The following is a 25,627-nucleotide window of genomic DNA, read 5'->3' as shown; positions in this document are numbered from 1 at the left end:
CGCGCGAGTCCGAGCGGATGGTGTGCCGGGCCGCGGAGTGGCTCGAGGCCGGGTTGGGCCGGGTTGCCTGCGTCGGTGCCACGTGGTGTCGGGAGTGTGGCGTCGACGGGTCCCCGCGCACGAATTATCTTGTGGCAGTTACTTTGTCGGTTCAAACCGCTGTTGGTATCTCGCGGTGCTGTGCGGGATACCTTTGCCCGGTGTAGTTGCCGCCGGTGGGTGGATGACCGGCACGGCGAGCAATTTAATGCCGGGTGCGACGGTCGGCAGGTCGGTAGCGTGGCGGGGTGAGTTCTTCGGGGAGTGAGCTGTTGGCGGCGGTGGCCGGGTTGTCGGCGCCCGCGCGGATGGCGGCGGTCGCGGGCGAGGCCCGGCGGCTGGTCGGGGTGGGGGAGCTGGACCCGTTGCTCGAATCGCTGTGGGCGGGACAGCGATACGAGCGGCGTATCGCTATACAGATGGCGCTGTGCGGCGGGGCCGGGAGCTTCCTGCTGGATCGGGTGGATGATCCGGAACCGGAGTTCGCGGCGCGGGCTCTCATCGCCTCGATCCGGGTGGGGGTGGCGCCGGAGGTGGTGGTGCGCCGGCTGCCCGGGCTGTCGCGTTGGGCTCGGACGGGGGTGTATCGCGCACTGCGGCGGGGTGATCGGACCGACGTGGCGGACGCGCTACTGGGGCCGGTGCGCGAGCTGTACGGGGACGCCGAGGCCGCGCGGGTGCTCGTCTACTGCTCGCCGGAGGTCGTCGCGGGGGCGCTGGACGAGCTGGCGTACGCGGTGCCGAGCTGGAAAGTGCTGTCCGCCAGGCATATCGGCGTCGTCTTCGACCACGTCCGAGCGCGTGCCGAGAACGCCGGGCCCGACGACTGGCGGGAACTGTGGCCGCGGGTGAGCGCACATCCGCGGGTGGCCGTCGAGCACGATGCGGCGGAACTGCTCGCGCTGGCGGCCCGCGCCGTCGCCTATGTTCCCATCGCACAACTGAGTTCGGTGGCGGGGCTGCTTGCCCGGCGCGATCCCGCGGCCGTGTTCGCGCTGCTGCGCGACCCCGGCCGGCACGGCCGGGGCCTGGCGGGACCGGGGCTGTGGCGGGCCCTGCTCGCCCTGCCGGACGAGCGACTGCGCGAGCTGTACCTCGCGGCCGCACCGCACGAGCGCGCCCGATTCCTGCGCACCGTGCCGCCCGCGCGCCGGACCGCCGTCGCCGGTGCGCAGCTCATACGGCCCGGCATCGCACCGGGCGCGGTCGACACGGCCGAACTCGACCTGCTGCCGCGCGTCGACCGCGCCGCGCTAGCCCGTGAACTGCTGGCGCGGCCCGGCGGCGCCGAGGTGCCGGCCGTGGCCGATCGGCTGACCGCCCGGCTGCCCTGGCCGGAAGCCAAGCCCGTACTGCTCGAATCGACTCGACGGCCGACCGCCGACGAGCGCGCCGCCGCCTACCCGCTCCTGGTGATCGCGGCCGCGGGTAGCCGGGATCCGGACGCGGTCTGCGAACTGCTCGAGATGCTGCGCCGCCTGCGCAGCGAACAGGATCCGGTGCGCCGCGCCGCCGTGCGCGCCGTCGCGGCGATTCCCCCGTCGCTGCTGGTCGTACGGGGGCTGCCCGCACTGGAGCGGCTGACCATGGACGCGCTCGACGCGCGCGACCGCTCGTACGAAACCTCTTCTGCCGTCCACGATCTGGCGCGCACGCTACTGATCCGTGGGGCGCGGACCGGAGAGACCGAGTTCACCGCGGTCGCCCTGCGCCTGCTGGCGCGGCTCGCCGAACTGCTGATCACCTTCAACGTCCGCGGCCTGCATCGCAATCTGCCGCGCGGCGCCGAACATCGCGTGTTCGAGGCCCTGCGCCCCCGGCTGGAGGCCGACGCCGACCGCGGAAACTTCGCGCTCACCCTGGATCTGGCGGACGGACTCGACACCCGCGGGTACACGATCCCGGGTTTGCGGACCCTGGTCACGCGGGCCTGCACGGCCCGTGACGACTCGGTCGTGCGCCGCGCGGTGCGGCTGGCACTGGACGATCCGGCGACCCGCGACACGCTCGTGGCCGAGCTGCTGCGCCGCGATCGCTCTCTCGTCACGCTGTACCCGGTGCAGGATCTGCTGGCGCGGCGGCGCACCGATCTGCTGGACTCGCTCCTCACCGCCCCGATCACGGGTCGCTTCGCGCCGCCCGGCGTTCGCGTTGTCCCGATGTTCTGGCACGGTTTCGAGCGCTGGACGCCCACCCAGGTCGAGCTGTACGCGAGCCTGCTCGAGGACTACGCCACCGAACCCAAGGCGTCGGTCGGCGAACACGCCACCGCCGTCGCGCGATTGGGCAGGCTGCCCGGCAGTCTGGACCGCGTGCGGCCCTTCCTCGCGGCCGCCGACCTGCGGGTGGCCGAGGCCGCGCTCACCGCGGTGGGACGCAGCGACGAACCCGAGCGGGCGATCGCGCTGCTCGGCGATTACGTGGACGGCGACCGCGCCCGGGTCGGTGTCAGCGGGATCGCCTCGCGGGCCCGGTTCGTCGCGCCGCCCCGGCTGCCGGCGATGCTGGCGCCGCTGCTGGACTCACCCAAGATCACAGCGAGCAAGGAGGGCATGCGGTTGCTCGCGGCCCTGCGCGCACCCGGCGCCACGTCGATCATTCGCGAGCGCGCGACGCGCCCCGGCACACACCGCGACGTGCGCCGCGCCGCGGTGTTCGCCACCCGATTCCTGTTCGACGACGACGAAACCTGGCGGCTGCTCGCGGAACTGGCGGCGGATCCGGAGGTCGCGGGCGCGATTCTCGAGATCTCCCCGGCGCACTTGCCGGTTCCCTCGCGTGGCCGATTCGCGGACTTCATCCGGGAGCTGGCCGCGGCCCCCGATCACCGGGTGGCCGAACCGGCCCTGAACGCGCTGGGAACGTGGTACCGCTGGCTGTCCCCGCGGGCCACCGATGTCCGGGTGGACCGCCTCGCCGATCTCACCGAGGTCGGCCTCTGGCCCACCGCCGCCCGCGCCCTGCTCACCGCCGCGTCCGGAACCGGCGACCCCGCCGCGCTGGTGGACGCCCTGCGGCGGTTGCAGGCACAGTCGAACGCCGTACTCCCGGACCGGGATCTGCCCGCGCGCCAGCGGATAGCCTTCGTCCTGGACCGGCTGACGCAGATCCTGCAACGGCACGAGCACGCCCGCCCGATCGGCCCCCGCGTCATCGCGCTGCTCACCCCGGATCCACTGTGGCACGAGCAGGTCATCGAACTCACCTTCGCCGGTCTGCGCTGGACCGAGGTCGAGGCCACCGTCGCAGCCGTTCGGGCGCTCGCGCCCGTGGCCACCGGCGCCCTGGTCGGCTGCCCCGCGGCCTACGCGACGTGCCCGGTCACCGAACTACCGCCCGCCGCACCGGAATCCGTCGTGAGCGCGCTGGCCGCAGATCCGGACCCCGCCGTCGCCCTGACCGCGGTCGCCCTGATCACCCGGTGCGGCAGGCACTTCGGCTGGTCCCCACCCTGGACCGGCCTGCTGGCCACCCTGCGCGCCCACGCCGACCCCGACGTCCGGCGGGCGGCCCACGCCGTCTTCACCGCGCCGGAGTAGGCGGACCGCATCGTCCGCGACGACCGGCGGCGGTCGCCGACGACGTGCGGCAACCGTGCGCCCGGTGCGGCTTCGGCTACCGGCCGCCGATCCCGCCGCGGCGGTGCTGCCTCCCGGCCACCCCGTTTCGCTAGCCGTTGCGACGGCGGCGGGCGGTGAGGATGCCGGTCAGCCAGCCCACGGCGAACATGACCAGCAGAACCAGCCACATGGGGGAGGTGATGGTCATCAGGAGGAACTCGATCGAGACCCGGGTCCGGTTCGCGGCTATGAAGATCACCGCGAGCACGGTCAGGACCAGGGCCAGCCACTGGGTGGGGGAGATGCGGGAGATCAGGGAGGGCTTTGCCGGGGTGGTCATGCGAACTCCTCGCGGACGATTCCGGATGGGTAGCTGATTATTCGCTACTATTCCGCACGCCGCGAGGAAATCGGACAACCCGGGCAGGTGAGTTCGGGGTGTTCAGCTGGGATCCAGGGCCCCGGCGTGGTAGCGCGTCGCCGCGTTCCAGAGGAAGAAACTGGGGATGCGCTGGGCCGCGGTGGCATCGACCTGGGCGCGGACCTGGGCATCGTTGTAGGTGAAGCCGAGGCTGAAGTCCTGGAGCCAGGGCACGATCTGCGTCCCGGTGCCGTCCAGCAGGCGATGGAAATCCTCCAGCGAGCGGAAGATGATGTCGTACGGCTGGGCGTTGGGATTGGCGACATCGTATTCGCCGGGATTCCAGTGCGAGGGGTACAGCATGGGCGCGACGTAGTCCACGTGCTTACCCATCATCGGGATGTCCTGCGCGACCGCGTCCGGCCGGGTGGCGGCGATGCCGAACACGGCCGCGCTCTGGAACGCCCCCGCCGCGCGCACCGGGTCACGGCTCTCGCGCAGGAACTCGGCTATGGACACCGTCGGCGGGTCGACCAGCCCGGGGAAGACCATGCTCGACAGCGACCCGTCGGGCCGGCGGATGTAGTCGTACATCACCTCGTCGAAGCCGAGTTTCGCCGCTTCCACCGCGAGATCGATGTTGTAGCGCCGCATCTCGGCGCTGGCGAAATTGGTGAAGGCGATCGCGCCGTAGTGACTGGAGTACGGCTGCCCGGACGGGCTCTGCACCACCCAGTCGCGCCGACCGGAGTTCCACGCCCATTCGGCCATGGTCGGATCACGGAAGGCGACGATCCGGCCCACCACCCGCACGCCCATGTCGTGCAGCAGTTTCAGCGCGTCGGGGGCGTTGTAGATGGTGCTCGCGGCCCCGGACTCGCGGGCCAGGGGCACCTGGGAGTCGTAGCCGATGACGCCGTCCTCGTCCTTGATGTCGAGCTGGACGGTGTCGATGCGCCGCTCGCGCACCATGTTCAGCACGTCCTCACGCAGTGGTTCGTACGACCAGGCGTGCGCGGTGACGTGCACCGCCCGGATCCGCGGCACCACGGCCCGGGTGGTGATGGGCTGGGTCACGGTCTTGCCGTCGGAGTCGGTGGCGACCAGCGCGCCGCCGACCGGCAGTCCCGCGAGCGTGATCTCGAACGCGCCGTCCTCGGCCAGCGCAACCGGTTGTCCCGCCGCCGTGAGACTCTCGGCGCCGACCGCCTTGCCGCGCAGGGTGATCGGCGCGCGATAGGACGACACCGTCTCGGGCTGGCTCACCTCGAGGGCGAGCGGCAGGGCCGCGGCCTCGGTGCGAGTGGCGCCCGATCTGGCCCACAGCACTCCGGCGACAACGACCGCCACGACAACCATCGCAACGACTACCGCCAGGCGGCGACGCCCGGTGGCCGGGACCCGCTTCAGCAACGCGCACACCAACTCTCACTCGAATCTGCCCGAAGTTCCCCAAACTATCCGCTGCCGCGCGGGCTCGCGCGCGGGAATTCCGACTCTGGCCCGTAACGGATTGGCGGACATTAGAGTTCGGTGGATGGCCAGATTCGGGTTCGGCGCGGCCGGTGCCGCCGTCGTGGCGCTCATGATCATCATCACCGGCTGCGGAACCGCCGATCGGGCCGCCGTGGCGCCCGAGGCGGAGACCTCGGTCCTCGCGCCGCCGCCCCCGCCCGATCCCGCGGCCGTGGGCGCGAACGAGCTGGGCCTGGTGCCGATCCTCATGTACCACCAGATCACTCCCACGCCGGCCGGGGAGTACGACCAGACGCCCGAGAAGTTCCGGGCCGAACTGGATCGGCTGCTGCGCGAGAACTACCGCCCGATCACGGTGTCCCAGTACGTCTCCGGGGCGATCGACCTGCCCGCCGGCACGCACCCGGTGGTGCTGACCTTCGACGATTCCACCGCCGGTCAGATCTCCTTCACCGCCGACGGTGTCCCGGCGCCGGACACGGCCGTCGGAATCCTGGAGCGGTTCCGCGCCGAGCATCCGGAGTTCGCGCCCACGGCAACGTTTTTCGTGAACAACGAGGCGTTCTCCGGGGAGACGCGCGCCCTGCCGTGGCTGGCCGCGCACGGCTACGAGATCGGCGCGCACACCGCGACGCACGCCAACCTGGCCCGGCTGGACAGCGCGGGCGTGCAGCGCGAGATGGTGGAGAACGTTCGCGCCGTCACCGCCGCGGTACCCGGCGCCCAGGTGCGCAGTCTGGCCCTGCCGCTGGGCATTTCCCCCGCCGACCGCGCCCTGGCCGCCGCGGGATCCTGGGACGGCCAGGCGTACGCCTTCGGCGCGGTCATGCTCGTGGGCGCCGAACCCGCCCCGTCACCCTTCGGCGCGATCGATCCCACCGCGATTCCGCGCATCCGCTCCGGCCGATCGCCGGTGCCCTTCGATTCCACGCACTGGCTGGATCGGCTCGCCGAGAACCCGGCCCAGCGCTACACCGCGGACGGCGATCCGGCTCGAATCTCGTTCCCCCGCGCCCTCGCCGCCGAACTGACCGCCCGCTGGACCGACCGCGCCACGGCGTACTGAGCGTCGAATTCGCCCGGGCGCCGGGCGACGGCCGGTTGTCTGCACACCGCGCGCCGGCGTCCCCGATCCGGGCCGGGACATGAATCGCACACTGCCCCAGACAAATCCTGTGCGTCCCGGGCACTTCCCGTCCGATGACTGGGCGGTAGCGGCCCGGCCTCGCGATCTCGGTGTCCCAGCCACGCCCGGTCCCTGGGTCCCGCATGTCTTGTCCTCGACCGCAACCGCCAATCCGACAGGTGTGACAGGTCACGGTTGTGCATCGTTCGTGACGGGCGTTACTGTAGCGACTCGTCGGTAGGAACTGCGTCGTTCCTCACCGCGGGGAGGATGCACGATCGCATGATCAGAAATCGATTGGCGGCCAAGGTGGCGGCCGCGACGACCGCCGTGCTCACGGTGATCGCGGGCGCGGTGCTCGCCGCCGGGCCCGGGCAGAGCACGCCGGACACCGACAGCCTCAATGCCCAGCTCACCGCCACTCATACCGGCCCGCAACAGTATCCGCGGGTCTTCATCGAGTGGGACGTCCCGATCACCATGAGCGACGGCACGGTGCTCAAGGCGAACGTCTACCACCCGGCGGACGCGAACGGGCAGCCGATCGCCGAGCCGACGCCGACGATTCTGAATCTGACCCCCTACACCAAACTGCTCGGCAATATCGCCGACTCGGCACTGGCCGTCCCCGGACTGTCCGATCTGCTCATGCCGGTGCTGGCGAATCTCGACTTCTCGGCCTTCGGCCTGGGCGGGCTGAGCGACCTCGGCAACGCTGTCTCAGGCGGCGCGGGCCGCACGTTCGCCGTGGACCGCCAGCTCATCCAAAGCGGCTACACCCAGGTCGTGGTGGATGTGCGCGGAACCGGCTTCTCGCAGGGTGTCTGGCAGGTCTTCGGCGACCGGGAGCAGCAGGACGGCGCCGAGGTCGTGGACTGGGCCGCGGCTCAGCCGTGGTCCAACGGCAAGGTCGGCATGAGCGGCATCTCCTACTCGGCGATCAACCAGATGCACACCGCCGAGCGCAAACCCGCCGCGCTGAAGGCGATCTTCCCGATCGTGCCCGGCAGCGATCTCATTCGTGACGTGGCCGCGCCCGGCGGCGCGCTGGGCATCGGCTTCATTCCGGAATGGCTGGCGGCGGTGAATGTCACCAAGCTGATGCCCGATCTGGTCGCGGTGCTGTCCGGCAAGTTCGACGGGGTCTGGCTCGCGGACCGGATCAAGGATCCGTTCACCTTCTTCAACGTCGTCATCGCCGCGCTGACTACCCCGAGCATCGATCAGATCCCGGACTATCTGAACGACATCCTCGACGACGAGAGCGCGCTGCGCCGGGCCTGGGTCGGCGATCCGTCGCAGATCGAGGTCCCGACCTTCATCTACGGCGGCTGGCACGACATCTTCACCTACTCCTCGGCGCGGGCGTTCAACGAGATCAACGTGCCCGACAGCCAGAAGAAGCTGGTGATGGGCAATACCTACCACGTCACCACCGGCGCGGGCCTCGGCCGGCCGGGTGCGCCGCCCGCGCTCGATGTCCTGCAGCGCGCGTGGTTCGACAAGTGGCTCAAGGGGATCGACAACGGCATCGACGGCTACGACCAGGTCACCAGCTGGCAGCAGGGCGGCGGCTGGACCACGAGTTCGGCGTTCCCGCGCCCGGACGCCGACTACCGCCGGATGTATCTGAACGGCGCGCCGTCGGGTTCGGCGCCGGGCAGTCTGCGTGACGCGAGCCTGACGACCGCGCCCGGTGCGGCCGACCGGCTGACGGTCGCGCCCGGTCTCACCACCGTGTGCTCGCGCGACACCGCGCACGGCACCGCCGGCATCGTGGCGGCCTTCGACATCTGCGCCGAGGACGCGCGGATCAGCGAGACGAACGCGCTGACCTTCACCACCGCCCCGGTGACGCAGCCGACGCAGATCTCGGGACCGATTGCGGTGCACCTGAATACGGTGCTCGACGCCACCGACGGCTACTGGACCGTGACGCTGAACGACGTCGCGCCCGACGGCCGCTCGCAGGTGTGGACCACCGGGCAGCTCACCGCGTCGCTGCGCGCGCTGGACGAGGGGAAGTCCACCCGCTCGGCCAACGGCGACTACACCTCGCCGTACCCGTACCTGACCCTGGACACGCGGCAACCGCTGGTGCCGGGCGAGGCCACGGCCATCGATCTGGGTCTGTTCGCCACGGACGGCGTCCTGCAGCCGGGCCATCGCCTGCGCATCGACGTCTTCGCCGGCAACTTCCCCAGCAGCATCCTGTTGCGCCCGCTGCTGAACGAGAGCGAACTGCGGCCGCAGCACATCGAGTTGGATCCGGATCGGCCGAGCTGGGTGAACATCCCGGTGATCGGCGATCCCGGCTGGTGACGCCGGTCGGCAGGTGAACACCGCGGCGATGCCCGGACCGGATGGTCCGGGCATCGCCGTTTTCGTGCGCCGTGCGCGAGAACCATGCCTTTCACCTGGGGCTACGGCATCGGCGAGATTGTTCTAGTCAACTCGACTAAAACGATGCTATGGTTGCCGCATGATCGAAGCGATGGTGCGAACCGACACCGGGGCCCGGCCCGACGACGTCGAGTTCCTGCGGTTTCCGGGCGGGGAGTGGTTCCTCAAGACCGGACCCGGATTCGACCCGGCCGCACCGCGATTCGCGGTGGTGCGCGGCGGCTTCCCGGATGATCTGCTGGCCCTGGGCATGTGGTCGGATCTGGTGCGGCGGCACGGGCAGCCGGCCCGCGTGCTCATGCCGTACATCCCCGCCGCGCGCACCGATCGCGATATCCCCTGCGGTGCCGCGGTGTACGCCGCGGTCATCACGGCTTTCGCCGACGAGCTGATCTACGCCGACATCCACTCGCCGCTGGCGGAATCGAAGCTGACCGCGAGCACGCTGGTCCCGATTCCGCTGGGGCCCTTGGCCGCCGCCGCGCTACCGCGCGACTACCAGGTGGTCATCGCACCCGACGCCGGCGCCCGCGCCCGGGCCGACGAGGTCGCCGCCGCGCTGGGCGGGCTCGAGGTGCGCTACGGCCGCAAGCGGCGCGACCCCGCGAGCGGGCGGCTCGGCGGCTTCGAACTCGATCCCGATGCCGTCGCCGGGCGCCGGGCCCTGGTCGTCGACGACGTCTGCGACGGCGGCGGCACCTTCGCCGGACTGGCGGCGGCCGGCGCGTTCGGCGCGGCCGAACGGGTGGATCTGTGGGTCACCCACGGCGTCTTCTCCGGCGGTCCGCGCCTGCGCGGCCATCTCGCGCCCTACGCCGCCGTCCACACCACCGACTCCCACCCCGGAGCCCACGCCGCCGACCTCGGCGACCGGCTGCGCATCGTCCCCATCGTCGAACACGCTCTCACGCAAGGAATCCTGTGATGTTCCGCAACGCCATCGATCCGCTGTTCCTGACCGACGCCTACAAGCTGGATCACCGGCGGCAGTACCCGGCGGGCACCACGCGCGTGTATTCCAATCTCACCCACCGCGGTTCGCGCGTCCCGGGCGTCGAGCACGTCGTGCACTTCGGGCTGCAGGCGTTCGTGACCGATGTGCTCGAGGACGCCTTCGGCCGCTTCTTCGCCGCCGATGTCGATCGGGTGTGCGCCGACTACGAACGCCGGGTGACCGCGATCCTGGGCCCGAACGCCATCGGCAGCCAGCACATTCGCGATCTGCACGCCCTGGGCTACCTGCCGCTGTCGATCCGGTCGCTGCCCGAGGGCACCCTCGTGCCGGTGAAGGTGCCGGTGCTGACCGTGGAGAACACGCACCCGGACTTCTTCTGGCTGACCAACTACATCGAAACCGCGCTCTCGGCGGCGATCTGGCAGCCGTCCACCTCGGCCACCACCGCCTGGCGGCTGCGCCGCCTGCTGGACGAGCGGGCCCGCGCCACCGGCGCACCCGCCGCGGCCGTGGACTTCCAGGGCCACGACTTCTCCTTCCGCGGCATGGCGGGCATCGAGGCGGCCGCGGCGTCGGGTGCGGGACACCTGCTCTCGTTCACCGGGTCGGATTCGCTGGTCTCGGAGGACTGGATCCGCTACTTCTACCCCGGCGACACCGGCGAGCCGCTGCTGGCCTCGGTTGCCGCGACCGAACATTCGGTCATGTGCGCGGGCACGCGGGAATCGGAGGACGAGACCTACCGCCGGCTGCTCGAGCTGTATCCCAGCGGCATCGTCTCGGTAGTGAGCGACACCTTCGACCTGTGGCGGGTGCTCACCCACACCCTGCCCGCGCTGCGCGAACGGATCCTGAGCCGGGACGGCACCCTGGTGGTGCGGCCCGACTCCGGTGATCCGGAGACCATCCTGTGCGGCACCGGCGCCGATGACAGCCCGGCGGGCCTGGGCGTGGTCCGCCTGCTCTGGAAGGCGTTCGGCGGCACGGTGAACGACGCGGGCTACAGGGTGCTCGACCCGCACGTCGGCGTCATCTACGGCGATTCGATCACCTACGATCGCGCCGACGCCATCACCGCCCGCCTGACCGCGCTCGGATTCGCTTCCACCACCGTCGTTTTCGGCGTCGGCTCGTACACCTACCAGTACGTCACCCGAGACACCTTCGCCTCCGCCATGAAGGCCACCTACGTCGAGGTGGACGGCGTCGGCCGGGACATCTTCAAGGATCCGGTCACCGACAACGGCACCAAACGCTCCGCGCGCGGACGGCTCGCGGTGCTGCGGGACGGGGAAGGGGAACTCTACGTCCAGCAGCAGGCCACCCCGGAACAGGAAGCCGCGAGCGAACTGCTGGAGGTATGGCGCGACGGGACCTTCCTGCGCCGCACGGGATTCGCCGATATCCGCGCCCGCCTCCGGGCCACGCTCGATCGCCCCGCGGTGGTTCCCCCGGCAACGGAGACTCCCGCGGCGGTGTGAGGTGGTGTTGCGGCACCGGGGCTTGCCGGTCAACGGGTGCGGCGAGTTCGGTGTGGCCCGAGGGAAGTGCGGGAAGCCGGGGTGTCCGGGGCCGCGCGCGACCGGCATCGCTCCGCCGGTGCGCAGCCCTCGCCGTCGGCGCCGCCGTGGTGCGGGACTCGTCCGAATGAGTCCCATTGCGGCGCTTGGGAGATGATGGGGCGGTGCTGAGCATTTTCGACGAGGAGTTCGCCCGCGATCCGTGGCCGGTGCTGCGGTCGCTGCGGGACGGCGGGGGAGCGCATCGGGTGGCCACGCCGGACGGGCCCCCGGCCTGGCTCGTCACCAGGTACGCCGACGTGCGCGAGGGTCTGCTCGACTCGCGCCTGTCGACGAATCTGCGCCACAGTGCGGGGGCGGACTACCGCGGCTTCGCGGTGCCCGAGCCGCTGGATGTGTTCCAGCGCAGCGAACTCGACGAACTGGCTCGGCTGCGCGGCCGGGTGACCGGGCAACTGCGCCGGTCCGGGGACTGGGGTGAGCGGGCGGGCAAGCTGGTGGCCGACCTGCTCGCCGAGCTGGACGGCGCGGGCGATTTCGACTTCGTCGAGCGGGTGGCGCTGCCGCTGCCCGCGCTCGTCCTCGGGGAGCTGCTCGGGCTGCCCGACGTCGAACGGGACGCGCTGGCGAGCTGGGCGGCGGCCACCCTGCGGCCCGATGCCGCACCGCGGGCCCGCGACACCCTGGCCCGGATGGCGGAGATCGTCGAAGCCGTCATCGCGCACGGCCGGGCCGGATCCGCGGACACCGTGCTCGGACGGCTGGCGCGCGACGAAAGTCGCGGTCCGGCAGCGGATTCCGGTGAACTGCCCGGGGTGCTGTTCTATCTGCTGTTCGTCTGGTACGAGGTGCTGATGGATGTGCTGGCCGGCGCGGTGCTCACCCTGTCCGGCCGTCCGGAACAGCTCGGCACGGTGCGCACGGCGCCGGACGCCGCCGTGGACGAACTGCTGCGCTTCCTGTCGCCGCAGGTGCTGGCCGGACCCCGGTTCGCCGTCACCGATCTGGTGATCGGGGGCAAGACCGTCGCGGCCGGGGAAACGGTGCTGCTGTGCCTGGCCGCGGCCAATCACGATCCCGAACGATTCACCGATCCGGGCGTTCTCGATCTGTCGCGCTCGCCCAATCCGCATGTGGCACTGGGGCACGGCGCGCACGCCTGCGTCGGGGCGGGGCTGTTGCGACCGGTGCTCGGTGCGGTGTTCGGCGAGCTGTACGCCCGGTGGCCGGGCCTGTGCGCCACGGTGCCGGAGCGAGAGGTGCGGTGGCGCTCGGGATTCCGGCATCGAGGGCCGCTGCGCCTGCCGGTGCACCCGGGAAGGACTTCGTGAACGGGGCGAGCGACTCTGGTCGCCCCATTCCGACTCCGCGTACGAACCTCATCGATTCCGCTGTCCTCCCCTTCGGGGACAGCGACATCGGTGAGCGGAACGAAGTAGGGACGAGTATATGATCGGCATCACCACCGCTGTCAACTGCAGGAGACAGGATTAGAATGGTTGCCGCACAACAGCATCCGTTCACCAGCGCGCTGAACAGCCTGATCGGCGGCATGCATCCGCCCGTGACCAGGGACAGCCGGGAAGTGGAGATCACCCACCGGGCGCTGGCCGAGGATATCGCGCGCACCACCGGTGTGGGCCTGTCGGCGAACTATCTGTGGAAGTTGCGTACCGGGCAAACGGTCAATCCCTCCTTCGAGACCCTCGAGGCGCTGCGCGTCTACTTCGGGCTCGACAGCCTCGATCCGCTGACCAATCCCGAGCTCGCCGTCGCGCGCGGCCGGGAATTGGCTCTGATCAACGCGCTCAAGGGAAAAGCCGACTCGGCGGCGCTGGAACTGGTGCTGCGCGATGGCCTGGCGCACGGTACCGTGCGGGCCGAGACCATCGTGGCCATGCTCGATGTGCTCCGGCGGATCGAGGCCGAAACCTATGGGGAAGACTTGTGAGACATGCGGATCGCGGTCTGGGAGAGCTCGGGGGATGAGCAATCCATGATGGATCATCGCCGATTGCGGCGCGGGTTGCGGGACCTCGGGTTGCCCGGCCGGTTCACCGTCGCCGAACTGGCCGAGGCCCTGGCCCGCCGTCGCGGCCGCCCCCTGCGCCTGCGCCCGGAACCGTTTCCGGTGGCCGGCCTGTCCGGTGGCCTGCTGGTGACCAGGGACATCGATTTCCTGGCCTACCAGAGCAATACCAGTGAACTGCACCAGGACCACATCGTGTGCCACGAGTTCGGGCATCTGCTCGCCGGCCACGAACCGGTCACCGTCACCGGCCAGGACGCCCTGCGCCTGCTCGCGCCGAACATCGATCCCGCGGTCGTGCGGCGCATGCTCGGCCGCTCGTGCTCTTCCGAGGCCGAGGAGCGCGAGGCCGAGCACATCGCGGATCTGCTGATGGCGCATCACATCACGCGCTGGACGCCACGCGCGGAATGGGTGCTGCCGGACACCACTCCCGCCGACATCCGGAATCTGCTCGACACGCTCGGTCCCGGAATCGACTGATACCCGGTGGAATTCGCTCTCGTCTACGGCAGCGTCGGCACGCTCGCCGCGGTGGTGTTCACCTGGCGCCTCGTCCTGGCCGTGCGCGGACCCCGCGGCAGCGCGCGCTGGGCTGTCGCCATCGCCATCGCCTGCACCGCGGTCGGTTTCGTCACCGCCATGCCCGCCGCCTACGAATGGGTCGCGCGGGTGAGCGGCGTTCCCAACCTGGCCACGCTCATCGTCTACTCCGCCATCACCACGGCGGTGATGGCGCAGATCGTCTGGACCACCTACCTGGTGGTCCCGGACGGGAACACGTCGCCGATCCGGAATGTCAACGCTCGCAACGTGGTCGTCGCCAACGCGGTGGTGGTCGCGATCATGATCGGGCTGTTCGCCGTCGCGCCGGTGCACGACGCACCGCACGCGACCGACTTCGATCACCACTACGCGACCGAACCCGTGGTCGACGCATTCCTCGCCATCTATCTCACCGCCTACACCCTGGCGCTGCTGCGCATCGTGGTGCTGTGCCGGGCCTGGCTGCCGCACGTGCGCGAACAGCCCTGGCTGCGCCGGGGATTGCGGCTGCTGACCGTGGGCTCGATCATCGCGGTCGGCTACAGCGTGGGCAAGGTCGTCGCGGTGGCGGCGGCCTGGGCCGGGATCGACGCGCGCACGCTCAACAGCGATGTCGCGCCGGCGTTCGCCAGTGCGGGCGCGACCGTCATGCTCGTGGGGTACCTGTGCCCGTCGCTGCTGCCGCGGGCGACGGCCGCGGTCCAGCGGATCCGGGCGCTCCCGAGGCTGCGGCCGCTGTGGACGGCGTTGCGGACCGCGGCCCCCGAGGTCGCCCGGGCCGCGCCGGAGACGCGCCGCGCGCCGCGGGACCTGGTGTACCGCAGGGTCATCGAGATCCGCGACGCCCTGCTCCTGCTGCAACCCCACCTGACGGCGCGGGACACGGCGCTGGCGGAGCGGGTCGCGGACCGGCTGGGTGTCCGGGAGCGGGACCGCGCCGCCGCGGTGGAGGCGGCGCGCATCGCCGTCGCCCTGCGCGCGTACGAGGCGGGTGCGGTGGCGGTGGACGGCGGGGAGAGCTTCCGCCGACCGGACCGGCCCACATTTCTGGGTGAACTCGGTTGGCTGGTAGCGGTTTCCACCGCGTACCGCAGCTCCCCGGTCGTCCCGGCGGTGCTGCTCGAAACCAGTGAATCCGTTCCGCCGCCATCGTGAAAAGTCCTGCACAGGACCGTATTACGGGACGTTGCGAAAAGTTCTCGGTACCCCGACCTGACGAATGCGCGAGTTGGGGCTATCCTTTCCGATGCGGGGGCGGTGTTCGGTATCCCCTTCATCGAACACCGTACCCGTCCAAATCTTTTGTACCGCTACGGATTACGGCTGCGGACTACCCTCGCCGGGGTCCGGCAGCAGGGTGTACATCCAGCGCCCCCGGTGCGGTTGTTCGCCGACGAAGATGCGCACGTGCACCTGGCGCCAGTCCCCGCCCGCGAGCGGGCGAATGGTCATGGGCCGCCATTCGAAGGCCGTCGGCGGGATGTCGGTGCTCCACAGCCGTTCGAAGTCCGGTGAGCGGGCGCACTCGCGTTTGATCTCCTCGATCCGCCTCGGATCGGCGACGCCGGGCGCCATGTGCCGGAAGGACTGCACCAGGATGTGCGCCTCGCGCTCCCAGTCCTGCAGCACCCGGCGGGCGCGCGGATCCAGCAGCGTGTACGCGATGATGTTCATGCCGGGTTCGAGCCCCGGGAATGTCCGCCTGAAGGGTTCGTTGACGGCCAGCAGGTCCAGCGCCAGCGCGGTCAGATAGCAGGCCGGGGCGGGGAGGCCGTTCAGGAATCGCAGCTCGGCGGCATCGGGTGCGGAGTGTTCGTTGGCGATGGCTGTCAGCTCCGGCTGCAGGACGGTGTTCGCGTAGTCCCGATACATTTGCGGAACGCTCAGCGCGTCGAAGAGCGCGCTCAGGGTGGTGTGGGTCGGCGGGCGGGTGCCCTGCTCGAGCTTCTGGATCAGGCCCTCGGAGACGCCGGCGATGCGCGCCAGCTCGGTGCGGGTCAACCGGGAGGCCTCGCGGCGTTCGCGCAGGTAACCGGCAATGGTCATATGGGGCTCGACCATTCGCACTACCTCCGAGAACTCACTACCCCCCATACCGTTGCTTTCCCGACAAACTACCGTCCGGGCGGGTCCGGCTCGCATCGGGGAGTCGCCGGACGGTTGCCGGGCTCGTACGCGGGAGATCTTCGGCTTTTTCGCAAAAGTGATCTTTCGTGCGACGCCCGACAGAGCCGGAGCTGGGTGATTTACTGGGGACTTGCTGTTGGGAACGTGTTCTTGTGCTGCGAGGTAAGTTCGATGGCTCGAAGGGTTCACAAGCTCGGCGCCGGATCCGGTGTCACCCACCACGGGCCGAGCGATCCCGTGCCGATGATGCCGCAATGGCTGGTCCCGCCGCCGGGAGCCCTTGTCGCACAGCCGGTCTCGAATCCGGTCGAGCGGCGGCGCGGTCCGCGGCCCGATGACGGCGCACCCGGGGGTGAGGTGCTGCTCGCGCTGCTCGGCACGCTGAGCCTGGGCGCGGCCGGAGTGCTGGCCGCGCACGGCGACGTCCTCATCGCGGTGTTGCTCGCGCTGACCGGCGGCTTCCTGCTCTATTTCGCGAACGTCATCCGGGTGCGCCGCCGCGCGATCTAGCGCCCGGATCGGCCGCTGTCCGGCCGCGGACAGCGGCCCGGTCGTGACCGGGCACGACAATCCGTAATCAATGTGCCATTGACAAATGGCGCATTGATCAATGATTGTCTGAAGTATGACGAGAACAGGGTCAAAGGCGACCTTTGTATCGGCGGTGGTACCCGAGACGGCCTCGCGGCAGGCACGACTCGCGGCACACGCGTCGGTGGCCGGCCTGCGACGGATCAACGGTTTGCTGCCGCGCAATCGGGTCGGCATCCAGGCTGGACGCGGGCTCATCGCCGGCGTCATGGCGGCTTTCGGGCCACCGCTGCCGGGCACCCGGGTGGACGCGGTGCGCGTCGGCGGGGTGCGCGGGGAGTGGGTGCGGGCCGCCGGCGTCGCCCGGGGCGAGCGGGCCATCTACTACATCCACGGCAGCGGATACGTGGTGTGCTCGGCGCGCACCCATCGCGGCCTGGCGTCGCGGCTGTCGAAGCTGACCGGGCTGCCGGTCTTCCTCGTCGACTACCGGCTGGCCCCCGAACATCGCTTCCCGGCCGCGGCCGACGACATCGACGCCGGCTACCGCTGGCTCCTGGACAGCGGCTTCCGGCCAGAGAATCTGGTGATCGGCGGTGACTCCGCGGGCGGGCACCTGGCACTGGACCTGCTACTGCAGAACCAGCGCGCGGGCATCGCGCAGCCCGCGGGCGTGTTCATGTTCTCCCCGCTCATGGATCTCACCCTCACCCTGGCCGAGAGCCGCGATCGCGCACTGCCCGATCCGATGGCGCCCGCGCGGACCGGTCGCCGCCTGATCGAGCTGTACACGCAAGGGCAGCGGGCGGATTCACCGCGCCTGCGCCTGGACATCGCACCCGGCTCGGCGCTCCCGCCGCTGCTGGTGCAGGCCAGTGCGGGCGAGATGCTCGCCGACGACGCCAGGCTGCTGCGCGACATGGCGGTCGCCGCCGGGGTGCGCTGCGACCTCGAACTGTGGCCGGGGCGTATCCACGTCTTCCAGGCGCTGCCGCTGCTGGTACCCGAAGCCGTTCCGGCACTGCGGCGTACCCGCGACTTCATCGCGTCCGCGCTCGCGGACGCCGCTCCCGCGAAAGTGAGCTGACCATGGGAATTCTGGACGGGCTGCTGCCGGTGTTCGGCGACCGGCGCTCGCACGCGGCCAAGGCCGTCGTCACCGGCGCGGGCAGCGGTATCGGACGCGCCTTCGCCCTCGAAATCGCCGCGCGCGGTGGGGAAGTGGTGTGCGCCGACATCGACAAGGATCGGGCCGACGAGACCGCCCGCCTGATCGAGCGCACCTACGGTCGTCCCGCGCACGCGGTGTTCTGCGACGTATCGCGCCGGGCGGACGTGGAGAGCCTGGCCCTGCACGCCGAACTCATCTTCGGCGGACCGCCGACCCTGGTCGTCAACAACGCCGGCGTCGGCATCGGCGGAAAGCCGGTGGGCGAGATCGGATTCGACGACTGGCAGTGGGCGATGGGCATCAACCTGTGGGGCGTGGTGCACGGCTGCGAGATCTTCGCCCCGCAGCTGCGCGCCGCCGGGCGCGGCGGGATCATCAATGTCGCCTCGGCGGCGGGCTTCGCCGCGGCCCCGGGCATGGCGGTCTACAACGTGTCCAAGGCCGGGGTGATGTCACTGTCGGAGACCCTGGCCGCGGAGCTGTCCGGCAGCGGGGTCGCGGTGACCGTGCTGTGCCCGACCTTCGTGCGGACCAATGTGGTGCGGGACGGGCGCATCGGCTCGGGCGCCTCGCGTCTGGCCGCCGAACTCATGCGCTGGACCGGGTTCTCGCCCGAGCGCGTCGCCCGCACCACCCTCGACTCGCACGATCACGGCCGGCTCTACGTGCTGCCCCAGCTCGACGCGCACGCGGTGTGGCTGCTCAAACGGCACTTCCCGGCGCTCTACGCGCACGGTCTCGGCGTACTCAATCGAGTACTGCCCCAAGAAAATTCGCCCGCCCCGGCCACCGGCGGGATTGGCACGGAAAAGACGGGAGTCTGACATGTCCTTCGACTTCGACAAGATGCTGAGCATGATCGAGGCCAAGCAGTGGGCGCTGGCCGACATCGACTGGGACGCACCGGGCGCCGAGCTCATCGCCCCGGACCTGCACGCCAAGCTCAAGCCCTTCATGGCCGATCTGATGTGGATCGAGAACGTGGGCGCGCGCGGATTCGCGGCCATGGCGCAGAAGGCCCCCACCGAGACCCTCAAGCAGATCTACCGGTACTTCCACGCCGAGGAACAGCGGCACGCCAACGCCGAACTGGCGCTCATGCGGCGCTGGGGCATGCTCGACGGGGACGAGATCCCGGAGCCGAACATCAACGTGAAGCTGGTGATCGACTTCCTGGACAAGCACGCCGACGACATGTCGCTCTCGTTCCTGGGCACCGTGATTCCCATGCTCGAGGTGGCGCTGGACGGCGCGCTGATCAAGTTCATCACCGACGAGATCGAGGATCCGGTCGCGCAGGAGGTGTTCAAGCGGATCAACAACGACGAATCCCGGCACCTGGCCACCGATTACGCGGTCATGGAGCTGCTCGGGCACGCCACCGCGCGCAAGCTCGCCGCGGAACTGGTCGGCGGCTGGGTCAAGCCGTCGTTCCTGATCGGTGTGCTCAGCTACGTGCCGCTGCTGAACAAGATGCGCGACAACATCGTCGAGATGGGCGTGGACGAGGAGAAGCTCTACGCGGCCATGCGCAAGTTCAAGGCGGTGGGCGAGCGCACCCCGATCGCGAACCGGGTGCCCATGTACCGCATCGTCAAGATGCACAGCGGCTGGGTGATCAACCGCGATCATCCCTACCACCTGTTCGCCGATGCCATGGTCAAGGTGACCGCGCGGATTCCGGAGCGCTTCCTGGGCGCCGCGCCCACCTGGTCCAAGGAACTCACCTACGAGCCGGTCGCGTGATGGCGACCGTGACCAAGCCGCTGGACGTGGCCGTCATCGGCGCGGGCTTCGCCGGTATCGGTGCGGCGATCCGCCTGCGGCAGAAGGGCATCACCGACTTCGCGATCTTCGAGCGCGATGCTCGGGTCGGCGGGACCTGGCGGGACAACACCTATCCGGGAGCGGCCTGCGACATCCCGTCGCGGCTGTACTCGTTCGGGTTCGCCCCGAACCCCGACTGGTCCCACACCTACTCCGGCAGCGGTGAGATCCTGGGCTACATCGAGTCCATGGTCGAGAAGTTCGGGATCCGCCCCTACATTCGCTTCGGGCACACCGTGACCGGGATGGTGTTCGACGAGACCAGCGGTCTGTGGGACATCTCCTTCGGCGCCGGTCGGCGAAAGGTCAAGGCGCGCACGGTCATCGTGGCGTCGGGACCGCTGTCGAACGCCAGCTTCCCGAAGATGCCGGGCATCGACGGTTACGAGGGGCACAAGATCCACAGTGCCCGCTGGGATCACGACTACGACTTCGCCGGCAAGAAGGTGGCGGTCATCGGCACCGGCGCGAGTGCGGTGCAGATCATTCCGGAGCTGGTGAAGTCGGCCGCCTCGGTCAAGGTGTTCCAGCGCACCCCGGGGTGGGTGCTGCCCCGGGTGAACCTGCGCACCAACGCGGTGACCAAACAGCTGTACCGGCAGGCGCCGCTGACCCAGAAGCTGGCGCGCGACGCGTGGTTCTGGGGCCACGAATCGGTGGCGCTCGGCGTGGTGTGGACCTCGCCGCTGACGCGCGTGGTGGAGTCGGTCGCACTGGCGCACTTGCGATCCCAGGTGCGGGATCCGTGGCTGCGGCGGCAGCTCACCCCGGACTTCCGGGCCGGGTGCAAGCGGCTGCTGATCAGCAACGACTACTACCCGGCGCTGCAGCGTGAGAACTGCAAGCTCATCACCTGGCCCATCGCGCAGCTCTCGCCCAACGGCATCCGCACCGCCGAGGGCATCGAGCATCAGGCCGACTGCATCGTGTTCGCCACCGGTTTCGATGTATCCAAAGCCGGTGCGCCCATTCCTATTACGGGGCGCGAAGGGCGGGTGCTGGGCGAGGAGTGGAGCCGGGGCGCGTACGCGTACAAGAGCGTCACCGTCGCCGGCTACCCGAACCTGTTCCTGACCTTCGGGCCGAACTCGGGGCCGGGGCACAACTCTGCGCTGGTCTACATGGAAGCCCAGATCGAGTACCTGACCGACGCGATCGCGCTGCTGCTGAAGCGGGATCTGCGCATGCTCGAGGTCCGGCGCGATCGGCAGGACCGCTACAACACCCGCATCCAGCGGCGCCTGGGCGCCACCACCTGGAACTCGGGCTGCCGCAGCTGGTATCTCACCGAGGACGGGTTCAACTCGACCATGTTCCCCGGCTTCGGCACCCAGTTCGTGCGCCAGCTGTCCCGGGTGGAGCCGGACGATTTCGTCCTGACTCCGCGCGACGCCGCCCGGGCGCCGAGTGCCGGGCACGGAATCTCGGTGCCGCTCGGCTAATGTCGTCACCAGGCGTGCCGTCCGTCTCCGCGATGCTTCCGCGCACCGCGGAGCGGACGCCGCGCCCGGTCGATCGGCAACCGCGCGACAGGGAGGGCGAGCACAGGATGGCGGAGTACCGCATCGACGATCTCGCCCAGGCCGCGGGCATGACCACCCGCAACGTGCGCGCGTACCAGGAACGCGGCCTGCTGCCCACGCCCACCCGGCGCAGCGGGCGCGCCCTCATCTACGACGAGTCGCACCTGGGGCGGTTGCGCATCATCGACGCGCTGCTGCAACGCGGCTTCACCTCCGCGCACATCGCGGACTTCATCACCAGCTGGGAGACCGGCAAGGATCTCACCGAGGTGCTCGGGCTGCAACAGGCGGTTACGGCTACCTGGGGGAAATCCGAAGCGCCGCTGGAGGTTCCGCGCGAGCTGGTGGATACGTTCCTGGGTGACGCGGAGTCGGCCCCGGTGACCGGGGCCGAGCTCGAGCGGCTCGAGAACCTGGGGTTGATCCGCTCACACGCGGACATCGTCGAGTTCACCCAGCCCGAGCTGCTCGCGACCTTCGCGGCGTTGCACGGGTACGGCTATGGACTCGACGGCCTCATCGACGTGTACGCCGAGGTCGGGCAGCGGGTCGACGACATTGCCCGGCTCATGGTGACCGCCGCGAAGGATCAGATAGTCGCCGACCACGGCCCGGGCTGGCTCCCGGACACCGACGCCGAAACCGCGGCGCTCACGAAGATGCTCAACCATCTGCGCGAACTCGGCGTGACCGCGGTCCAGAACACCCTCGCGCAGGCGCTGGATCGCGTCCTGCAGAAGGAACTCGGCTCGTATCTGGAGACGGCCGCCGAACAGCGCGGGGCGGAGAAGCGGCAACAGACCTGAGCGTCAGGCACCGTCCGCGCGGGTCGCCGCGTTCACTTGTTCGGTGCCACCGAGGCGGCGACCAGGGGGATCGGTGACATCCACGCCGCGACACAATGCGAGCCGGACGTTTAGCTTGGCGAAGGGGTTGCTACCGTGACGCGGTGACCCGAGCCACTGACGCGACCCAGACCGAAGCCCCGGCGGACGACGCCGTGCGGGCGTACTTCCTGCCGCTCGGCGCGGTCTCGGACGGTTACGACCGCCTGCTCGCGACCGAGTCGACCACCAGCGTGTGGGCCTCGACCATGCAGCACGGCGCGCCGCCCTCGGCGCTGCTCGCCCGGGCGGTGGAGCAGTGCGAGCCCCGGCCGGACGCCCGTATCGCGCGCCTGACCATGGAGATCCTGGGTCCGATCCCGGTGGCGGAGATCGACGTCCGGGCCTGGATCGAGCGACCGGGCCGTCGCGTGGAACTGGTCGCCGCCGAACTCGCGTCGATCCAGCCCGACGGTTCGCGCCGTGTGGTCGCCACCGCACGGGCCTGGCGGATCGGCACGAGCGACACCGAAGCGGTCGCCTGGTCCGGCGACCGCGCCCTGCCGCCCGTACCGGAGCTGGACGCCATCGACTGGGAGTTCCCCCCGGGCTGGGATGTCGGCTACGTCAAGACCGTGGACATGCGCCCGGTCCCGGATGCCGGCGGCGCGCGCCGGGTGTGGGTGCGCCCGCGCGGCGTCGTCGTGGAGGGCGAGGAGATCAGCCCCCTCGTGCGCGTGTTCTCGGTCGCCGACGTCGCCAATGGCGTTGGGGCCCGGCTGGATCCGGCGCAGTACACGTTTCTCAACACCGATCTGACCGTCGATCTCTACCGGCTGCCCGTCGGCGAGTGGATCGGCCTGGCGGTCGAGACCTCGATCGGCCCGGATGGCGTCGGCATGTGTGCTACCGAGCTGTACGACGAGCGCGGACCGATCGGCCGGGTGCTGCAGATTCTCGAGGTCCGCGCCCGCGGCTGATCTTCCGGCGGTACGTGCTGCGCTACCGCCGATGTTCGTGCGGGTGTGTGTCCGGAGTGTCGTCCGTAAGTGGTGGCGGTGGTCCACCACATCCCGGCTCGACATCCGGCCACACCCACGGTGACAAGGCTGAGCATCCAAAGCGCGAGCACAGTCTCACCGCTCGAATTCGACGACGACATCGTGCACGAGCACGGCGAAAATGGCGGTGTCCCAGGGATCGGCATCGGCTCCGTCGAGGATCGCGTCCAGCAGCGGCGCGTACGCCAGGTTGCCCTGCCCGTGATACCCCGCCGCTCGCGCGCTGGCCAGCACGGCCTGAATTACCAAGGCGTACATGCCCGCTCGCGAGGCGGCGATGACGCTGCCGTCGCTCTCGATCCGCCGCAGCAGTTTCTCGGTGCACTCGATGACCTCTGTGAGTGCGCGGATCTCGACGTCGCGCAGTGCGCCGAAGTCCCAGATGGGGGTGGAGTCGGAAAGATCGAACATGGTGGGACCTCCCGTGTTTCGGGTGGTGCGGGGGTGGATGGGTGGGTGGGGACAAGCACAGCAGGTGCCGTCGCTGCGGGTCGGACAAAATGGGATACCGATTTAGACTGGCCCATTTCCCCACGACACGACCCGAGTTCGCTGTACAACTGACCCATCTACTGAACCGGCTTGATTCGAGTTTCCGAACCGAGGATTCACCGATGGCCACCACAGATGATCATGGCGACTCAGCGTCCACGCTGCCCCGGCGTCAACTGGGCCGATTCCTTCGCGAGCACCGAGAGCGGAATGGGCTGACGATCGAGGGCGCGGGCAAGCTTGCCGACCTCTCCAAATCGGCACTACAAAGACTGGAATCCGGACGGAATCAACGCATTCAGAAGCAGGACGTCCGCGCCCTGTGCGAGGTCTACGGCGTCGATGACGCGGACGCGAAGCAGGCGGTCGAGCTGGTCGAACAGGCCCGTGCCAAGAGTTGGTTTCACGCCTTCGGGGGATTGTTCAGCGACGAGTTCAACATGTACATCGGGCTGGAAGCCTCGGCGCGCCGAGCGGTCATCTACCACGAGCAGATCCCCGGTCTGTTGCAGACCAAGGACTATGCGCGTGCCCTGATCGGCACCTTCTATCGAGATGGGTTGCCCGAGGAGGTAGATCGCCGCGTAGAGCTCCGAATGAAGCGCCAGAACATCGTGACCCGCAAGTCCGAGCCTCTCGAACTCGAAGTGCTGCTTCATGAATCGGCGTTGCATCGAGTAGTTGGCAACCGCGCCGTCATGGCTACCCAGCTCCGTCACTTGGCCGAGTTCGGCAAACGTCCGAATGTCTCGGTCCGAGTCCATCCTTTCGCGGCAGGGATGACCTGGGGGATTCTGCACGGCCAGTTCGTCATTCTCGAGTTCGGCACCGATCCGCACGGTCGCTCGATCGAGCCGTCGATTGTCTACCTCGAAGGCGGACCGAGCAGCGATGTTTACCTCGAGAAGGTGGATGAGGTTCGGCGTTACGATGGCCTGGCGTCAGATATTCGGCGTACCGCGCTGGGCGAGAACGAGTCACGAGATCTGCTGCGGCACGCAGCGAAGGAGCACGAGCGTGAACACTGATCTATCCGAGGCGCACTGGTTCAAGAGCACCTACAGCGAGTCGGGTGGCCAATGCGTGGAAGTAGCCTTCCTCGCCGCCGAGGCGGTAGGTGTCCGCGACTCGAAGAACCCGTCGGCCGGCGTGCTCATCTTCAGCTCCACGCAGTGGGCGGCATTCACCACGGCCCTCGGCAACAGCGGGTTCGCCCCCTCCGAATAGTCCCGCGATCGAACACGTCGACATACAAGCCCCGCCGAATCGCCCTTTCGTATCCGCTGTCCGATAACGGTGTCGAAGTGGTCCAGTCTGGAACCGGATAGTCTGGCCGTGTGCCGGGCAGGGAGAGCCGGGCTCGATCCATGCGAGGGGGCAATCATTGACGAAAGAGGCAGCCAGAGAACCTGTTTCGTCGGTCCAGCATGAACGTGGTCTGACATCTCGGTCGCTTCGTTGCTGGCGAATCATCTGGGTTGTCGCTGTTCTCGCACTACTGGGGGCCGGAGCAGCAATCCTGGAAGTGGACCCGCAGCGCTATTACCGGCTCGACTCCCTGCGCCTATGGTTCACACTTGCATGTTGGACAGCCGCGTTTCTCGTCTATGTCGCTTTCGGGCACCGGCTGGCCCGCAACCACATCAAGCTGTGGATCGGCTGTGCCACCCTCATCGGCATCGTAATGCTCCCTTTTTGGTTGCTGACTCTGTTTTTTGTCACCTCGCCGCCCCCCGAGGACCACATTCGAACTGTGCAGGTCCAACTCACCCCCGACGGCCGTGTCGAGGCCGTCACCCTGTACGGCGACTACATGATGAACAACTTCTGCCAGGTTTGGCTGCGTGAACCCGACGGGCTGTTCGCACGCCGGGTCCTGCTCTTGAACCGGACCAGGTCCGGCTGCCCCAACGTCCAGTTCCTCGACAACACCACGATCAGCATCGATCAACGTGACGGCCGGCCGCCCCTGACCACCACCTTCGATCCCGACCGTATGCAGGTGGCCGAGTCCTTCGCTCCGCAGCCCTGATCGCCTCTGTCGGTAGATCTTCCG

General features: G+C 69.4%; 23 protein-coding genes. 19 read left to right on the top strand and 4 right to left on the bottom strand.

Going from position 1 to position 25,627, the window contains the following annotated elements:
* Window positions 1-287 precede the first annotated feature (287 nt).
* Window positions 288-3,578 carry a hypothetical protein gene (locus tag ACWDOP_RS21725; protein ID WP_456346525.1) on the top strand — a complete coding sequence of 1,097 codons (3,291 nt, stop codon included), beginning with the start codon at window positions 288-290 and terminating at the stop codon, window positions 3,576-3,578.
* Between the two features lie 130 nt (window positions 3,579-3,708).
* On the opposite strand, the gene ACWDOP_RS21720 is transcribed toward ACWDOP_RS21725, so the two are convergent.
* Window positions 3,709-3,939: a hypothetical protein gene (locus ACWDOP_RS21720; protein ID WP_454205350.1), complete on the bottom strand. Its 231-nt coding sequence runs from the start codon at window positions 3,937-3,939 to the stop codon at window positions 3,709-3,711.
* Between the two features lie 102 nt (window positions 3,940-4,041).
* Window positions 4,042-5,310: a putative glycoside hydrolase gene (locus ACWDOP_RS21715; RefSeq protein WP_456346524.1), complete on the bottom strand. Its 1,269-nt coding sequence runs from the start codon at window positions 5,308-5,310 to the stop codon at window positions 4,042-4,044.
* A gap of 187 nt (window positions 5,311-5,497) precedes the next feature.
* On the opposite strand from ACWDOP_RS21715, the gene ACWDOP_RS21710 reads away from it, so the two are divergent.
* From ACWDOP_RS21710 to ACWDOP_RS21675, 8 genes are all read left to right on the top strand, one after another.
* A complete protein-coding gene (locus tag ACWDOP_RS21710; protein ID WP_456346523.1) occupies window positions 5,498-6,502 on the top strand; it encodes a polysaccharide deacetylase family protein in 1,005 nt (334 codons plus the stop codon).
* 342 nt (window positions 6,503-6,844) lie between these two features.
* Entirely contained in the window at window positions 6,845-8,884 is a 2,040-nt protein-coding gene (locus ACWDOP_RS21705) for a CocE/NonD family hydrolase (RefSeq protein WP_456346522.1), read from the top strand.
* A gap of 160 nt (window positions 8,885-9,044) precedes the next feature.
* The gene (locus ACWDOP_RS21700) at window positions 9,045-9,890 is read left to right on the top strand and encodes a hypothetical protein (RefSeq protein WP_456346521.1); all 846 of its coding nucleotides are present in this window, start codon (window positions 9,045-9,047) and stop codon (window positions 9,888-9,890) included.
* Window positions 9,890-11,401: a nicotinate phosphoribosyltransferase gene (locus ACWDOP_RS21695; protein ID WP_456346520.1), complete on the top strand. Its 1,512-nt coding sequence runs from the start codon at window positions 9,890-9,892 to the stop codon at window positions 11,399-11,401. The genes ACWDOP_RS21700 and ACWDOP_RS21695 overlap by 1 nt, the downstream gene beginning before the upstream one ends.
* Before the next feature lie 203 nt (window positions 11,402-11,604).
* Window positions 11,605-12,771, top strand: a complete 1,167-nt coding sequence (locus ACWDOP_RS21690; RefSeq protein ID WP_456346519.1) for a cytochrome P450 — start codon at window positions 11,605-11,607, stop codon at window positions 12,769-12,771.
* Between the two features lie 164 nt (window positions 12,772-12,935).
* Window positions 12,936-13,391: a hypothetical protein gene (locus ACWDOP_RS21685; protein ID WP_456346518.1), complete on the top strand. Its 456-nt coding sequence runs from the start codon at window positions 12,936-12,938 to the stop codon at window positions 13,389-13,391.
* 3 nt (window positions 13,392-13,394) lie between these two features.
* Window positions 13,395-13,952, top strand: coding sequence for a hypothetical protein (locus ACWDOP_RS21680; RefSeq protein ID WP_454205342.1), 558 nt, complete (start codon window positions 13,395-13,397; stop codon window positions 13,950-13,952).
* A gap of 6 nt (window positions 13,953-13,958) precedes the next feature.
* Window positions 13,959-15,170 carry an MAB_1171c family putative transporter gene (locus ACWDOP_RS21675; protein WP_456346517.1) on the top strand — a complete coding sequence of 404 codons (1,212 nt, stop codon included), beginning with the start codon at window positions 13,959-13,961 and terminating at the stop codon, window positions 15,168-15,170.
* A gap of 162 nt (window positions 15,171-15,332) precedes the next feature.
* Here the strand turns inward: ACWDOP_RS21675 and ACWDOP_RS21670 are convergent, their stop codons facing one another.
* On the bottom strand, window positions 15,333-16,076 hold the full coding sequence (locus ACWDOP_RS21670; protein WP_456346516.1) for an MmyB family transcriptional regulator: 744 nt from the start codon (window positions 16,074-16,076) through the stop codon (window positions 15,333-15,335).
* Between the two features lie 237 nt (window positions 16,077-16,313).
* On the opposite strand from ACWDOP_RS21670, the gene ACWDOP_RS21665 reads away from it, so the two are divergent.
* From ACWDOP_RS21665 to ACWDOP_RS21635, 7 genes are all read left to right on the top strand, one after another.
* Window positions 16,314-16,652, top strand: a complete 339-nt coding sequence (locus ACWDOP_RS21665; RefSeq protein ID WP_456346515.1) for a hypothetical protein — start codon at window positions 16,314-16,316, stop codon at window positions 16,650-16,652.
* A gap of 115 nt (window positions 16,653-16,767) precedes the next feature.
* Window positions 16,768-17,760: an alpha/beta hydrolase gene (locus ACWDOP_RS21660; protein WP_456346514.1), complete on the top strand. Its 993-nt coding sequence runs from the start codon at window positions 16,768-16,770 to the stop codon at window positions 17,758-17,760.
* Window positions 17,761-17,762: 2 nt separating this feature from the next.
* Window positions 17,763-18,668, top strand: a complete 906-nt coding sequence (locus tag ACWDOP_RS21655; protein WP_454205337.1) for an SDR family NAD(P)-dependent oxidoreductase — start codon at window positions 17,763-17,765, stop codon at window positions 18,666-18,668.
* A gap of 1 nt (window position 18,669) precedes the next feature.
* Complete coding sequence (locus ACWDOP_RS21650) at window positions 18,670-19,590, top strand: ferritin-like domain-containing protein (protein ID WP_454205336.1); 921 nt, start codon at window positions 18,670-18,672, stop codon at window positions 19,588-19,590.
* Complete coding sequence (locus ACWDOP_RS21645; RefSeq protein ID WP_456346513.1) at window positions 19,590-21,113, top strand: flavin-containing monooxygenase; 1,524 nt, start codon at window positions 19,590-19,592, stop codon at window positions 21,111-21,113. Before ACWDOP_RS21650 ends, ACWDOP_RS21645 begins: the two co-directional genes overlap by 1 nt.
* A 107-nt stretch (window positions 21,114-21,220) precedes the next feature.
* Window positions 21,221-22,000: a MerR family transcriptional regulator gene (locus tag ACWDOP_RS21640; protein ID WP_456346512.1), complete on the top strand. Its 780-nt coding sequence runs from the start codon at window positions 21,221-21,223 to the stop codon at window positions 21,998-22,000.
* 143 nt (window positions 22,001-22,143) lie between these two features.
* Window positions 22,144-22,998 carry a thioesterase family protein gene (locus ACWDOP_RS21635; RefSeq protein WP_456346511.1) on the top strand — a complete coding sequence of 285 codons (855 nt, stop codon included), beginning with the start codon at window positions 22,144-22,146 and terminating at the stop codon, window positions 22,996-22,998.
* 156 nt (window positions 22,999-23,154) lie between these two features.
* Here ACWDOP_RS21635 and ACWDOP_RS21630 read toward each other — a convergent pair whose 3' ends face one another.
* A complete protein-coding gene (locus tag ACWDOP_RS21630) occupies window positions 23,155-23,490 on the bottom strand; it encodes a hypothetical protein (RefSeq protein WP_456346510.1) in 336 nt (111 codons plus the stop codon).
* 203 nt (window positions 23,491-23,693) lie between these two features.
* On the opposite strand from ACWDOP_RS21630, the gene ACWDOP_RS21625 reads away from it, so the two are divergent.
* The 3 genes from ACWDOP_RS21625 (at window position 23,694) to ACWDOP_RS21615 (ending at window position 25,603) form a co-directional block, all read left to right on the top strand.
* Entirely contained in the window at window positions 23,694-24,599 is a 906-nt protein-coding gene (locus ACWDOP_RS21625; protein WP_456346509.1) for a helix-turn-helix domain-containing protein, read from the top strand.
* Entirely contained in the window at window positions 24,589-24,798 is a 210-nt protein-coding gene (locus ACWDOP_RS21620; protein ID WP_456346508.1) for a DUF397 domain-containing protein, read from the top strand. Before ACWDOP_RS21625 ends, ACWDOP_RS21620 begins: the two co-directional genes overlap by 11 nt.
* Window positions 24,799-25,096: 298 nt before the next feature.
* Window positions 25,097-25,603: a hypothetical protein gene (locus ACWDOP_RS21615; protein WP_456346507.1), complete on the top strand. Its 507-nt coding sequence runs from the start codon at window positions 25,097-25,099 to the stop codon at window positions 25,601-25,603.
* Window positions 25,604-25,627 lie beyond the last annotated feature (24 nt).

This window comes from Nocardia sp. NPDC003693, assembly GCF_053981095.1.
The sequence above is the reverse complement of the archived record's forward strand: the minus strand, read 5'-3'. Positions and strand labels throughout refer to the sequence as shown.